The sequence below is a fragment of the Clostridium septicum genome (assembly GCF_003606265.1).
Taxonomy (GTDB): Bacteria; Bacillota; Clostridia; order Clostridiales; family Clostridiaceae; genus Clostridium; species Clostridium septicum.
In genome coordinates, this window is sequence record NZ_CP023671.1 from 1,858,847 (window position 1) to 1,872,556 (window position 13,710).

At 28.3% G+C, this 13,710-nt stretch carries 14 protein-coding genes, 1 riboswitch and 1 other annotated feature; of the genes, 10 read left to right on the forward strand and 4 right to left on the reverse strand.

Annotation, left to right across the window (positions count from 1 at the left end; all coding sequences use genetic code 11):
• Positions 1-93: 93 nt before the first annotated feature.
• Positions 94-279: a hypothetical protein gene (locus CP523_RS08230; protein WP_066674701.1), complete on the reverse strand. Its 186-nt coding sequence runs from the start codon at positions 277-279 to the stop codon at positions 94-96.
• A 122-nt stretch (positions 280-401) separates the two neighbouring features.
• Here CP523_RS08230 and CP523_RS08235 point away from each other — a divergent pair, with 122 nt between their 5' ends.
• The 5 genes from CP523_RS08235 (at position 402) to hcp (ending at position 4,318) form a co-directional block, all read left to right on the forward strand.
• The gene (locus tag CP523_RS08235) at positions 402-977 is read left to right on the forward strand and encodes a nucleoside recognition domain-containing protein (protein WP_066674703.1); all 576 of its coding nucleotides are present in this window, start codon (positions 402-404) and stop codon (positions 975-977) included.
• 17 nt (positions 978-994) lie between these two features.
• On the forward strand, positions 995-1,519 hold the full coding sequence (locus CP523_RS08240; RefSeq protein ID WP_066674705.1) for a spore maturation protein: 525 nt from the start codon (positions 995-997) through the stop codon (positions 1,517-1,519).
• A gap of 149 nt (positions 1,520-1,668) precedes the next feature.
• A complete protein-coding gene (locus CP523_RS08245; protein ID WP_066674707.1) occupies positions 1,669-1,887 on the forward strand; it encodes a hypothetical protein in 219 nt (72 codons plus the stop codon).
• A gap of 4 nt (positions 1,888-1,891) precedes the next feature.
• Positions 1,892-2,572 carry a Crp/Fnr family transcriptional regulator gene (locus CP523_RS08250; RefSeq protein ID WP_066674709.1) on the forward strand — a complete coding sequence of 227 codons (681 nt, stop codon included), beginning with the start codon at positions 1,892-1,894 and terminating at the stop codon, positions 2,570-2,572.
• A gap of 105 nt (positions 2,573-2,677) precedes the next feature.
• Complete coding sequence (gene hcp, locus CP523_RS08255; RefSeq protein ID WP_066674712.1) at positions 2,678-4,318, forward strand: hydroxylamine reductase; 1,641 nt, start codon at positions 2,678-2,680, stop codon at positions 4,316-4,318.
• A 66-nt stretch (positions 4,319-4,384) separates the two neighbouring features.
• Here the strand turns inward: hcp and CP523_RS08260 are convergent, their stop codons facing one another.
• The gene (locus CP523_RS08260; protein WP_066674715.1) at positions 4,385-5,596 is read right to left on the reverse strand and encodes a dicarboxylate/amino acid:cation symporter; all 1,212 of its coding nucleotides are present in this window, start codon (positions 5,594-5,596) and stop codon (positions 4,385-4,387) included.
• Between the two features lie 268 nt (positions 5,597-5,864).
• On the opposite strand from CP523_RS08260, the gene CP523_RS08265 reads away from it, so the two are divergent.
• The 4 genes from CP523_RS08265 (at position 5,865) to CP523_RS08280 (ending at position 11,665) form a co-directional block, all read left to right on the forward strand.
• Complete coding sequence (locus CP523_RS08265; RefSeq protein WP_066674718.1) at positions 5,865-6,305, forward strand: ACT domain-containing protein; 441 nt, start codon at positions 5,865-5,867, stop codon at positions 6,303-6,305.
• Between the two features lie 21 nt (positions 6,306-6,326).
• Entirely contained in the window at positions 6,327-7,595 is a 1,269-nt protein-coding gene (locus CP523_RS08270; RefSeq protein WP_066674721.1) for an aminopeptidase P family protein, read from the forward strand.
• Between the two features lie 111 nt (positions 7,596-7,706).
• Positions 7,707-7,882: riboswitch (Lysine riboswitch) on the forward strand.
• Positions 7,883-8,021: 139 nt separating this feature from the next.
• On the forward strand, positions 8,022-9,764 hold the full coding sequence (locus CP523_RS08275; RefSeq protein ID WP_066674724.1) for a Na+/H+ antiporter NhaC family protein: 1,743 nt from the start codon (positions 8,022-8,024) through the stop codon (positions 9,762-9,764).
• Between the two features lie 134 nt (positions 9,765-9,898).
• On the forward strand, positions 9,899-11,665 hold the full coding sequence (locus CP523_RS08280; protein WP_066674727.1) for an aminopeptidase P family protein: 1,767 nt from the start codon (positions 9,899-9,901) through the stop codon (positions 11,663-11,665).
• Between the two features lie 54 nt (positions 11,666-11,719).
• On the opposite strand, the gene CP523_RS08285 is transcribed toward CP523_RS08280, so the two are convergent.
• Positions 11,720-12,241, reverse strand: a complete 522-nt coding sequence (locus CP523_RS08285) for an FUSC family protein (protein WP_066674729.1) — start codon at positions 12,239-12,241, stop codon at positions 11,720-11,722.
• A gap of 45 nt (positions 12,242-12,286) precedes the next feature.
• Positions 12,287-12,820, reverse strand: coding sequence for an FUSC family protein (locus CP523_RS08290; RefSeq protein ID WP_066674731.1), 534 nt, complete (start codon positions 12,818-12,820; stop codon positions 12,287-12,289).
• 166 nt (positions 12,821-12,986) lie between these two features.
• Here CP523_RS08290 and CP523_RS08295 point away from each other — a divergent pair, with 166 nt between their 5' ends.
• The gene (locus tag CP523_RS08295; protein WP_066674734.1) at positions 12,987-13,346 is read left to right on the forward strand and encodes an SdpI family protein; all 360 of its coding nucleotides are present in this window, start codon (positions 12,987-12,989) and stop codon (positions 13,344-13,346) included.
• A gap of 37 nt (positions 13,347-13,383) precedes the next feature.
• Positions 13,384-13,626, forward strand: a binding site (T-box leader).
• Positions 13,627-13,710: the final 84 nt, after the last annotated feature.

Here is a 13,710-nt window from a genome sequence, read left to right on the forward strand (position 1 = left end):
TATACAAAAACAGGTATAAAATCAAAGATTTTATACCTGTTTATTATTTAAAATTAATTATTTTACTCTATAAATATATGTAAATAACTAAAATTAAAGTATTCCTTCAGTTTTTAAAATACTTTCTAGCTTTTGAACCTTTTCTGTAAGAGTTAAAAATTTTTCTCTTAATAGGTTATTAGGGACTTCCGTTTCATTAATTACTTTTTCCATATCTTCTACAGTTTTTAATGCTTCATCGATATCTTGCTGAGCTAGTTTTAGGTTTGCTTCTTTCATAATTGAGTCTCCTTTATATGAATTATACATAATTAATATTGGTTATATTTATCGTATCATTAATAAATATTAGATGCAAGGCATATATTTAGAAAAGAAATTTTTCTAGGTGGTGAGATAATATGATCAATTATATTTGGTTCGTAATGATATTTCTAGGAATTATAGTTGGTTTATTTACTGGAAATGGAGATGGGATTTCTAAAGCTATTATAGGATCAGTAGACTCTACAGTAAGTCTTATAATTGGGTTAGTAGGTTTAATGTGCTTTTGGTGTGGAGTTATGAAAGTAGCAGAAAAAAGTGGACTTACTAATAAGCTAGCAAAGCTTCTAAGACCAATTTTAAGATTATTGTTTAAAGACGCAGCTAAAGATGAAAAGGCTTTAGGAGCAATAGTTATGAACATAACGGCTAATATGATGGGATTAGGAAATGCAGCTACTCCATTTGGTATAAAGGCAATGCAAGAAATGGATAGATTAAACAAGGAAAAGGGAACAGCATCAAATGATATGGTTCTTTTTCTAGTATTAAATGCTGCATGTATTCAATTAGTACCATCAACAATAATATCCATTAGAGCTGCTTGTGGATCAACTAACCCAGGCTCTATTATATTACCTGCAATTTTAGCAAGCACAATAGCTGCAATTGTTGGGGTTATATGTTGTAAAATATTACAACGATATTTTTAATTAGGAGGAAAACCTTTATGTTTAACTATTTAACCCAAAGTGTAATACCTATAATAGTAATAATAATTATTACTTATGGAATGTTTAAAGGTAGAAAAGTATATGAATGGTTTATAGAGGGTGCTAAAGAAGGATTACAAGTTTGTTTAAACATATTTCCATATCTTTTGGCTATGATTGTAGCAGTTCATATTTTTAGAGAGTCTAATTTATTAGATATGCTAAATAATTTAATTGCACCTTTTTCAGAATTAATAGGGTTGCCTAAAGAGGTAACACCCCTTGTATTAGTAAAACCATTATCAGGAAGTGGGGCAATGGGAATACTTACAGATATCTTAAAAACATATGGACCAGATACAAGTATAGGATATATAGCGTCAGTTATTATGGGGACTACAGAAACTATATTTTATACAATAACAGTATATTTTGGAGCTATACAAATAAAAAAAATAAGGCATACAATATGGGCATCACTTTTTGCTGAAATTACTGCTATAATAGCAGCCATATTTCTAGTAGGAGCTTTAATATTATAATTTAAAAATATTAATTAAAAGTGAAACTTTTTTTACGTCTAATACGTCTAAATATATATAATAAAATTTATTAAAGGTAATATTTTTGTAATGAATTGATAATAATTACATTATATAATAAAACTATAAAATAATAGGAGGTATTAAAAGTGAAATATAATAGTGATATGATATATCTATCAGATGAGGAAATTAAACGATTAACAATTTATTTAGCCTATGGAGTAGGACTAGGGGTATTAAGTGGTATTTTTATGGATAACATCATATTTGGATTTTCTTTAGGTGGAGTCATATCAATTATTATTGCACTATTAATATGCTTTATTAATAAAGTTTCGAAGAATACATTAGATAAAAAGAGGTGAATAAATGAACGAATTCTTAGAAGTTATAGGAGAATGTAGTATCTTTAAAAAAATAAAAAAAGAAGATATAAAAAACTTTATAGAAAATAGTAGTTATAAATTAGCAAGTTATGATAAAAATGATATTATAGCTGTGGAAGGTGAAGATTGTAATAGTATTGGAATAGTAGTAGATGGAATTATAGAAATTCAAAATATTTATGAGAATGGTAAGAATCTTACAATTAAAAGATTTTCTAGAGGAGATGTGTTTGGCGAAGCTTTAGTTTTTTCAAAGCAACATATATATCCAGCAACTATAATATCAGTAAGTAAGAGTAAAATTCTTTTCATAAATAAGGAAAGCATAATAAATTTTTGTTTTAAAGATGTAGACTTTTTAAATAATTTTATGTGCTTATTAAGTGAAAAAATAATCATGTTAAATAATAAAATAAGAAATACCTCTTTAAAAAGCATAAGACAAAAAATATCTAACTTTTTATTAGAACAATATAATATTAGGGAAAAAACTGTTATTAATCTTAATATTAGTAAAAAGGAGTTTGCAGAAATATTAGGGATTCCAAGACCTTCATTATCCAGAGAATTAATAAATATGAAAGATGAAGGAATTATAGATTTAAACAAAAGAGAAATAAATATTTTAGATATTGATAAATTAGAAGAAATAATGTGCAAATAAAATATATATTTTATTTCAATCGGTAACTTATGTTACCGATTTGTTTTTTATTATTGTCTATAATGAGGCTATAAAATTTAAAGATAATAATTTAGGAGGTTCGTTATGGATAAAAAAATGTTTTGTTTTCAATGTCAAGAAGCTGCTGGGTGTACAGGATGCACAATAAAGGGTGTGTGTGGTAAAACACCTGAGTTGGCAGGATTACAAGATTTATTAATATATGTAACAAGGGGATTATCAGAGGTAACAACAAGAGCAAGAGAAGAGGGATTAGATGTTTCAAAAGAAGTTAATCACTTAGTTACAATGAATTTATTTACAACAATAACAAATGCTAATTTTGATAATTTAGTATTTTATGATAGAGTAAGAGAAACTTTAAGAGTGAAAAAACAATTATTAGCGAGATTAAATAATAAAGAAGGTTTAGGGGAAGCTGCTATTTGGGAAGCAGAAACTAATGAAGCTTTCGATATTAAAGCTAAAACTGTTGGTGTATTAGAAACTAAAAATGAAGATATTAGAAGCTTAAGAGAACTTATAACATATGGATTAAAAGGATTATCAGCTTATTTAAAACATGCAAATGCATTAGGATATGATTCAGAAGAAATATCATCTTTTATGCAAAGTGCATTATCAAAGACAATAGATGATAAAGTAACTTTAGATGAGTATATAGCTTTAACATTAGAAACAGGTAAGGTTGGAGTTGATGGAATGGCTTTATTAGATAAAGCTAATACAGAAACTTATGGACATCCAGAAGCAACAAAAGTAAATATAGGGGTTAGAAAGAATCCAGGGATTTTAGTGTCAGGACATGATTTAAAGGATTTAGAACAATTATTAGAACAAGCACAAGGTTCCGGTGTTGATATTTATACACACTCAGAAATGTTACCAGCTCATTATTATCCATCATTTAAAAAGTATGATAACTTTGTTGGGAATTATGGTAATGCATGGTGGAAACAAAAAGAGGAATTTGAGAGTTTTAATGGACCTATATTAATGACTACAAATTGTATAGTTCCACCAAAAGATTCATATAAGTCAAAATTATTTACTACAGGAGCATCAGGATTTGAAGGGTGTAAACATATATATGCTGATGAAAATGGTAAAAAAGACTTTACTGAAATAATAGAGTTAGCTAAAAAATGTGAAGCTCCAAAAGAAATAGAGACAGGAGAAATAATAGGTGGGTTTGCTCATAATCAAGTTATGGCTGTAGCAGATAAGGTTGTAGAAGCTGTTAAAAGTGGAGCTATAAAGAAGTTCTTTGTAATGGCAGGGTGTGATGGTAGAGCTAAGTCAAGAGATTATTATACTGAATTTGCAAAGGCTTTACCAAAGGACACAATAATTTTAACGGCAGGATGTGCAAAGTATAAGTATAATAAATTACCTTTAGGAGATATTGCAGGAATTCCAAGAGTATTAGATGCAGGACAATGTAATGATTCATATTCATTAGCGTTAATAGCGTTAAAACTAAAGGAAGTATTTGAACTTGAGGATATAAATGAATTACCAATAGCTTTTAATATAGCGTGGTACGAACAAAAGGCTGTAATAGTTCTATTATCATTATTATATCTTGGAGTTAAGAACATACACTTAGGGCCTACTTTACCAGCATTCCTTTCACCTAATGTAGCAAATGTTTTAGTTGAAAACTTTGGAATTGGTGGAATAACTAATGTAGAAAATGATATGAAAATGTTTATGGAAATGTAGTTATAAATCAAAAATAGAGTTAATATGGTAACATATTAACTCTATTTTTATGATAAAAATAAAATTTTAATTTGTAGATTCTAAACTATCATTATTTGAATCTTTTGATACTGTCAAGTTAAATTTATTTTTTAATGAATCAACTATAATAGCAATTGCATTATCTCCTGACACGTTACAAGCAGTTCCGAAACTATCTTGAGTTATATATAAAGCAATCATTAAAGCAATTTGAGGTTCAGAGAAACCTAAAACACTTTGTAATACTCCTAATGCTGCCATTACAGCACCACCAGGAACTCCTGGTGCAGCTACCATAGTGACTCCTAGCATAGCTATGAAAGTTATCATTTTTCCTAAATCAGGAGTTACATTATTAAGTAACATTACTGCTACCGCACAACAAGTAAGCGTTATAGTACTACCAGATAGATGAATAGTAGCACCCAAAGGAACAACAAATTCTCTAACTTCTTTAGAAACTTTATTTTTTTCAGCGCATTGTAAATTTACAGGTATTGTTGCAGCTGAACTTTGTGTGCCTAGAGCTGTTAAGTAGCCAGGTATTTGATTCTTAAGTACTGAAGGTAAATTCTTTTTACCTAAAATACTAGCAATTAAAAATTGTAAAAACATCATTGTAAAGTGTAAAGCAAGTATTACTAAAAATACCTTCCAGAAAACAGATAATATACTCTTGACTTCTCCAGCAAATGTCATATTTGCAAAAATTCCTAGTATATGAATAGGTAAAAGTGGTATTATAAGATTCTTTATTGTTAATTCAACTATTTGTTGAAATTCATTAGCCATATTATAAAGAGCTTTTCCCTTTAGAGATGATATTCCAAGTCCTAATAAGAATGCGAAAATTAAAGCTGTCATTACAGACATTATAGGTGGAATATCAACTACAAATAATGCAGGTACTAATTTATCTTCAGGATTAGAAGCATTACTTAATGAACTAGATGTGTGTATAAATAATGGGAAAAATTTTGATGCCACTAAGAAAGCTAAAAATCCTGCAACTAAAGTAGATATATATGCAATACCAGTAGTTAAACCAAGCATTTTACCGGCCCCTTTTCCTAAATCTGCAATTCCACAAACAACGAAGCCAACAATTATTAAAGGAATCATAAATCCTAAGAAATTACCAAATATTGAGTTAAAAGTAGCTAAAACCCCGATAACCCCCTTAGGACAGAAAGATCCAATAATTATACCTAAAATAATTGCTAATATTAATTTGGGTATAAGTCCTAATTTTTTCATATAAAGCGTCCCCCTTTAGTAAAACATTTATAATTTAATGGTAGTATATCAGAAAAAACCAATTAGAAAAGTATAAATGATAATAAAGAGATTAATAGAGAGAATTAAAGAAAAATAATGAGAGGGACAAGAAAATATTCTTTAAAGCCTTTAAAGAGGCTATATTTTCCCTAAAACAAGTTATATAATTATTGATAATAAAACAAATTTCCAAAAGTGTTTATCTGGGGCAATCATATATTAAATTTTATATTAAGGTGGTGTTTATGTGGCTGGTGAAAAATATTATATAATAAGTGAGAAGGCATTGCCAGAAGCATTCAAAAAAGTTATAGAAGTTAAGGAATTATTATTTACTGGAAAAGCAAAAGATATTAGTGATGCAGTTAAACAAACTAATATAAGTAGGAGCACTTATTATAAATATAAAGACGATATATTTCCTATGTCAGAGGGGATACACAGTAAAAAAATAACCTTAGTAGTATTATTATCTCATGAAGCGGGAACTTTATCTAAGGTGCTAGATTGTATAGCTTTTAATAAGGGGAATATAATAACAATAAATCAAGATATACCTATAAACATGGCGGCAAATGTAACAATAACATTAGATATATCAAATATGAAAAAGGATTTAAAACAGTTAGTTAATATATTAAGATCATTGCCTAATGTTGTTAGTGTAAAACTTTTAGCCATGGAATAAATACTTAAGGATGTGAATAGAATGAATAAGCAATTCTATAAAGTAAACAGAGAGAAAGTTCTTAAAGAAATAAAAGATAATTCATTAGTAATATTATTTGCAGGAAATGCGCCTAAAAAAACAGCTGATGAAAAGTATCCTTTTACACCAAATAGAAATTTTTATTATTTAACAGGAATTGATGAAGAAGAACACATTTTATTAATGAGTAAAATTAATGGAAATATAAAGTCAACTTTATTTATAAAAGAGATAGACCCGATTTTAGAAAAGTGGCAAGGAAAATCTGTGAGAAAAGATGAAGCTTTTGAAATATCAGATGTTGATGAAGTTGAATACCTAGGAAGTTTTAAAAATGTATTACATAAAATAATAACTTCAAGGGAAGACTTTAATGTATATCTAGATTTAGAAAAGGACAGCTATAATTCACCAGAAACCCTTGCAGAAAATATTTCATGGGAAATATTTAAGAAGTATCCACAGGTAAATATTAAAAATATTTATAGGATAATAAGTAAATTTAGATTAGTAAAAAGCGAAGAGGAAATCCAAAGAATACAAAAAGCAATAGATATAACAATTGAGGGTGTAAAAAATCTTATGAAGATATGTACACCAGGAATGAAAGAATATGAATTAGAAGCATATTTTGATTTAACATGCAAAACTAAAGGGGTTAGGGATTTTGCTTTTAAAACTATTGCAGCTTCAGGTAAAAATGCAGCAGTACTTCATTATGTAGATAATAACTCAGAAATAAAGGATGGGCAATTAATACTATTTGATTTAGGTGCTCAATATAATTATTATAATGGGGATATATCAAGAACATTTCCTGTTAATGGTAAATTTACAGAGAGACAAAAAGATGTTTATAATTCAGTCTTAAGAGTTAATGAAAGGGTTATTAAATCAATGAAGCCAGGTGTTAGTTTTATTGAACTTAATAAACAAGCTAGAAAATGGATAGCAGAAGAGTGCATTAAACTTGGTTTAATAGAAAAAGAAGAAGAAGTATCAAAGTACTATTATCATAGTATAGGTCATAGTTTAGGAATGGATACACATGATATAGAACCTCCTAATAGAGATGTAATATTTGAGGCAGGAATGGTATATACAGTTGAACCAGGAATATATATAGAAGACGAATCTATAGGAATTAGAATCGAAGATGATGTATTAATAACGGAAGATGCTTGCGAAGTGTTAACTAAGGACATGATAAAAACTGTTGAAGATATAGAAGAATTTATGTTAAATAATAAAAATACACTACAGTTTTAATAAAAAAGACTTTATAACATTAGTAAGTAAATAAAAAATATTCAGATTTTTTACGGAATACTATTGCATTAAATAATTAATGCTTGTATAATCAAATCATAAGTGAATAACGGCAAGGGTAGAGGCGCAATATTTAATAGTACTATTGATGAGATAAGCACTATGACTCAATAGGAAAGGAAATATTGCCGAAGCATACAACTGATGCTTTAAAGTTGTATAGCTGGGGTTGCATAAAATATGTGTAACACTGTCACAAATAATGTTTGTGGTGAGCTATCATTTAAGGATGTTTTTAATATAGTAGTGAAAATATATTAGAGCCTTGAGTGAAAACTCAAGGCTCTTTTTTAATAGAAAATAAAAATATTTAATTAAGCTGCCCTTTAAGTATTCACAATAAGATATAAAAAGGGGGACTTAAATATGAAAAACAATAAAAATTTTAGAGTATTTTTAATGACTATATTGATGTTAATTATGTCAACATCAGTAGTCTTTGCGTCAGAAGTTGATGCAGTAACTAATAATGCAGAGCATTATGGAATTTTAACATTAATACCACCAATAGTAGCTATAATATTAGCTTTCCTAACAAAAAATGTAATAATATCATTGTTTATAGGTATTTTATCAGGGAGTTTTCTTATAAAATTGATAGATCATTCATTATTTAGTGCACTTATTCAATCTTTCTTAGATTTTGTATCAAGAGCGTTAAATTCATTAGCAGATCCATGGAATGCAGGTATTATACTTCAAGTTTTAGTTATAGGAGGTGTAATTCATTTAGTAGCTAAAATGGGGGGAGCTAAAGCTGTAGCAGAGGCTTTAGCAAGAAAAGCTAAAAATGCTAGAAGTACACAATTAGTAACATTGTTATTGGGGATTGCAGTATTTTTTGATGACTATGCAAACTCATTAATAGTTGGACCTATAATGAAGCCTGTAGCTGATAAAATGAGAATATCAAGAGAAAGATTGGCATTTATTATAGATGCTACGGCAGCACCTATTGCAGGACTTGCAATTATTTCTACATGGATAGGACTTGAGGTTGGTTTAATAAACGATGCTTTTACAAATGGAATTGGGCAACAAGTAGATGCCTTTGGGGTATTTCTGCAAACTATACCATATAGATTTTATAATATACTAATAATATTCTTTGTATTTATTACTTCATTCTTATTAAAAGATTTTGGTCCTATGTATAAGGCTGAGATTGAAGCAAGAAGAAGAGATTTAAAGGCAGAAAAAGAGGTAGCAGCAGATAATAATAAAATAGATAATTCAGAGTTAGAACCAAAGGAAGGGATTAAGCTTAGTATATGGAATGCTATAATTCCAATTGGAACCTTGATAATTACAGCATTAATTTGCTTCTATTTTAGTGGATATTCATCAATAATGGCTGGAGAAGATATAGCTCTTCAACAATTAATGGGTAATTCACCATTTTCATTATCAGCTATACAACAAGCTTTTAGTGCATCAGATGCATCAGTTGCCTTATTCCAATCAGCATTAGTTGCTAGTATAGTTACTATAATTATGGGAGTTTTAAAAGGGATATTTACTTTATCAGAAGCTATAGATACTTGGATAGATGGAATGAAGCCATTACTTATAACTGGAGTTATACTAATACTTGCTTGGTCATTAAGTTCAGTAATTAAAGAGTTAGGTACAGCAAAATATTTAGTATCATTATTATCAGGGACATTACCATATTTCCTATTACCAAGTTTAATATTTATTCTTGGAGCAGTAATATCATTTGCTACTGGAACAGCATATGGAACTATGGGGATATTAATGCCACTTGCTATTCCATTAGCATTTTCAATAAATACAGACATGGGATATGTAATAGTAAGTGCAAGTGCAGTGTTAACTGGAGCTATATTTGGTGACCACTGTTCGCCTATATCAGATACAACAATATTATCCTCTATGGGATCTGGGTGTAATCATATAGATCACGTTAAAACTCAAATGCCATATGCATTATTTGTTGCAGTTATTACAATAGTATTTGGGTATATACCGGCAGGATTCGGTTTAGCATGGTATATAGTTTTACCAATAGCTTTATTAGCAGTATATATAGGAGTTCAGATATTAGGAAAAAAAGTAGATTCTGTAACAAATAAACAATTATTATAAAAATTAGTTTTGAAAAGCTAGAATATTTATTCTAGCTTTTTTATTTTAATAGATAATTAATAGATAAAAATAGTTGAATATTCGTAATATATTGTATAATCTATATAGATATAAGAAGAAAGGGGTAAAAAGAAATGAGTAAAATTGATAATTTAAGAGAAATAATGAAAAAGAATGATATACATCACTACATAATTCCAAGCAGTGATCCACATCAGAGTGAGTATGTTGCAGATTATTATAAAGGTAGAGCGTATGTTTCTGGTTTTACAGGATCAGCTGGAACAATAGTAGTATCATTAAATACAGCTAATTTATGGACGGATGGAAGATATTTTATACAAGCAGCCAGGGAGTTAAATAATAGTGGGATTGATTTAATGAAAATGAGAACTCCAGGTTACCCAAATGTTGAAGAGTGGATAAAAAGTAATGTTAAAGAAGGGGAGACTTTAGGATTTGATGGAAGATGTTATTCAGCAAATCAATATAAACAAATACTTTCTATAGCAAAATATAATAAATTTAATATAAAAATGGATAAAGATTTATTAGATGATATTTGGACGGAAAGGCCGGAATTGCCTAGCGAAAAAATATTTTTACATGATGTTAAATTTGCAGGGAAAAATGTAAAAGAAAAGCTTTCAGAAGTAAGAAGTGAAATGAATAATTTAAATGTAGAAAGTTATATTATATCATCACTAGATGATATAGCATGGTTATTTAATATAAGAGGAAATGATATAAAATTTAATCCAGTTGTACTTTCATATGCATTAATTACAATGAATTCAGCTAAATTATATATTGATATGAAAAAAGTAGATAATAAAGTATTAGGGGAGTTAAAAAAGCATGGTGTAGAAATATTAGAATATAATAATATATATAAAGATATTCTAAATATAAATGAATCAATATTAATAGATCCTGCAAAAGTTAATGCTAATATATATTCCCTTATCAAGAAAGAAGTAAAGATAATAGAAGGTTTAAATATAACAACAAAATTAAAAGCTATAAAAAATGAAACTGAGATAGCTAATTTAGAAGTATGCCAAGTTAGAGATGGCGTTGCCATGGTTAAGTTTATAAAGTGGCTTAAGGAATCAGTTGGAAAAGATGAGGTTACTGAGATATTAGCTAGTGAGAAGTTAAAAGAATTTAGAGCTATGGGTGAAAACTTCAAGGGAGAAAGTTTTGGAACTATAGCTGGATATAAAGATCACGCAGCTATGATGCATTATTCAGCAACAGAAAAAACACAATATAAACTAAAACCAGAAGGAATGTTCCTTGTAGATTCAGGTGGACAATATCTTGATGGAACTACTGATATTACGAGAACCTTTATATTAGGGCAATTAACAGAAGAGGAAAAAAGAGATTTTACATTAGTTCTTAGAGGCCATATAAATTTATTAACAGCTAAATTTCTAAAAGGAACAACTGGTATGAATTTAGATATCTTAGCTAGAAGACCTTTATGGGACTATGGAATAGATTATAAATGTGGTACAGGACATGGTGTAGGATTTTTCTTAAATGTACATGAGGGACCACAAGGTTTTAGACAAGAAGGAAATACTACAGTTTTAGAACCTGGAATGATAATAACAAATGAGCCAGGAATTTATAAAGAAGGAAAGTATGGAATAAGAACTGAAAATACATTGTTAGTAGTTAAAGATATTGTAAGTGAAGAATCAGGTGAATTTTATAGCTTTAAGACAATTTCATATTGTCCAATAGATTTAGATGGTGTAGAAGTGAGGTTATTAACTAATAAAGAAAGAAATTGGTTAAACGAATACCATAGTATAGTATTTGAAAAGCTTAGCCCTTATTTAAATGAAAGTGAAAAAGAATTTTTAAAACATGAAACAAGAGCTATATAAGTAAAAAAGAGATAGAAAATTTAAGTTTTCTATCTTTTTTAAGCAATCTTTCTTTTAGAAAAATCTTTTTTTACTAAGTTCATGCTTTTCTTTAGGTGGAGTTATATATTTATTAACAAGTATAGATATAATTACACCACATAAAGTTTCGAATGTTCTATTAAGTGCATAAAATAAAGGGTCTCCGAAAGCATGAATAGTTGTAACCCCTAGGAAGGCGATACATGCAACATTAATTGCCCCAGGTTTTTTAACTATATTACAAGTTGATATCACTACTATTATACCTAATGCAATAATTAAATAAATTAAAAGTTTAGATATAAATGATGATGAAGTGTTAAAGTGTATAAATCTACATAAAATCATAAAAACAAGTCCTATTATCGCCCCCATAATAGTTCCTAATGCTCTATTAATTCCCATTTTTATTGAACTTGATACAGTGTCTTGTAAGCATATTATTGCAGTTAAACAAGCAAAAAATGGTTCATTAGGTAATAGAACTAAGCATAAAAAAACTGATATTGCAGATTTAATGGTTCTAAATCCAACTTTAGGTATAGCAAACTGCATTAAATAGAGCCTCCTAATTATTTAATGTTTTATCTATAGTTAAAACTACTTAGAGTTATTATTTTCACCTTCATTTGAAGGATTATTTTTATTATTAGTATCCACCAATTTTTTTTCAGGAGGATTAATATATTTGTTAACAAGAACTGCAACAAGTATACCTAATGCAGTTTCTATAGTTCTTCTAGAAGCGTAAAATAAAGGATTACTAGTTTCAGGAGCAATCATTATCGCTATAAGAACTATACAAGATATGGTACAAGAAGCAGGTTTTTTTATTAAATTACATGTGTATATTACAAATATAATTCCAAATGCTGTTATAAGTGGAATTATTACTTCAAAGTTAAAATATCTTGTAAAAGATAAAAGAATAACTCCAGTGACTCCACCTAGTAATGTACCTATTAATCTATTTATACCTGACTTTACAGAATTTTCTACTGTGCCTTGCATGCAAATAACAGAAGCTATTGCTGAATAAAAAGGATCGGCTCTGAAAAGAATTAAGCATATGCATACAGATATGGCTGTTTTTAAATTTCTAGATCCAATACGTGGTAATTCCAAATTTTTCATAAATATCCACTCCTATATTAAAGGGTCTATATTATACAATATATAATACAATGAACTTAGCATTTTGTATACAAATAAAAACTTAAGAATTTATTGAATAACAAAAGATGAAATTGTTTTTATATATGATAAAATTTAGATAAAAAGAATTTTAAGGAGAGTAAATATGAATTTATGGATAGCATTATTAATAATAGAGATTATACCTATTTTAATGTGGATAGTAGGAGGAGTATGTGAAAACAAGGCTCTAAATTTTAAAAACCAAGGAATAGGGTATAGAAGTAAGTTTTCAGGTAAAAATAAGTATACATGGGAATATGCAAATAAAATGGTGGCTAAAGTTGCCGGAGGCGTTGGAACACTATTATTTATAATTAATGCTATTATAATAATGATGTTTGGATTAGCTACATTAATAATACTTTTAGCAATTAATTTATTATGTGGATTTTTAGCGATATTAATAGTAGAGAAATCTTTAAAAAAGAAATTCGATTCAAGTGGAAAAATTAAAAATAATTGACAGTAATTTGATTATAGAATATCATAGTATTAAAATGAAAAATGCATTGAAAAGAAGAGTAACAAAGGGGAAGGTCTAAAGAGAGCTAGGGTAGCTGGAAACTAGTGTCAATAAGCTTTGCGAAGATGGTCTTAGAGCATACTTTCTGAGTCAATATTTATTTGATTAGGAAGGTACGGTAGCAACCGTTATATTGCAAGGTGATAATAGTCACCTAGAGAGATATTTACTGTGAAGTAAATATAAAGTAGAGTGGTAACGCGTATATTACGTCTCTATATAGGGTTAATGCCTATATAGGGACTTTTTTTTATAAATTTTTTAATAATTTGAAGATAAGATTAATATTTAAAATCAAGGGAGG

Excerpts from the sequence above, each read along its gene's own strand:
- CP523_RS08230 (WP_066674701.1), bottom strand. The coding sequence starts at position 279 with ATGAAAGAAGCAAACCTAAAACTAGCTCAGCAAGATATCGATGAAGCA.
- CP523_RS08235 (WP_066674703.1), top strand. The coding sequence starts at position 402 with ATGATCAATTATATTTGGTTCGTAATGATATTTCTAGGAATTATAGTT.
- CP523_RS08240 (WP_066674705.1), top strand. The coding sequence starts at position 995 with ATGTTTAACTATTTAACCCAAAGTGTAATACCTATAATAGTAATAATA.
- CP523_RS08250 (WP_066674709.1), top strand. The coding sequence starts at position 1,892 with ATGAACGAATTCTTAGAAGTTATAGGAGAATGTAGTATCTTTAAAAAA.
- hcp (WP_066674712.1), top strand. The coding sequence starts at position 2,678 with ATGGATAAAAAAATGTTTTGTTTTCAATGTCAAGAAGCTGCTGGGTGT.
- CP523_RS08260 (WP_066674715.1), bottom strand. The coding sequence starts at position 5,596 with ATGAAAAAATTAGGACTTATACCCAAATTAATATTAGCAATTATTTTA.
- CP523_RS08270 (WP_066674721.1), top strand. The coding sequence starts at position 6,327 with ATGAATAAGCAATTCTATAAAGTAAACAGAGAGAAAGTTCTTAAAGAA.
- CP523_RS08275 (WP_066674724.1), top strand. The coding sequence starts at position 8,022 with ATGAAAAACAATAAAAATTTTAGAGTATTTTTAATGACTATATTGATG.
- CP523_RS08280 (WP_066674727.1), top strand. The coding sequence starts at position 9,899 with ATGAGTAAAATTGATAATTTAAGAGAAATAATGAAAAAGAATGATATA.
- CP523_RS08285 (WP_066674729.1), bottom strand. The coding sequence starts at position 12,241 with ATGCAGTTTGCTATACCTAAAGTTGGATTTAGAACCATTAAATCTGCA.
- CP523_RS08290 (WP_066674731.1), bottom strand. The coding sequence starts at position 12,820 with ATGAAAAATTTGGAATTACCACGTATTGGATCTAGAAATTTAAAAACA.
- CP523_RS08295 (WP_066674734.1), top strand. The coding sequence starts at position 12,987 with ATGAATTTATGGATAGCATTATTAATAATAGAGATTATACCTATTTTA.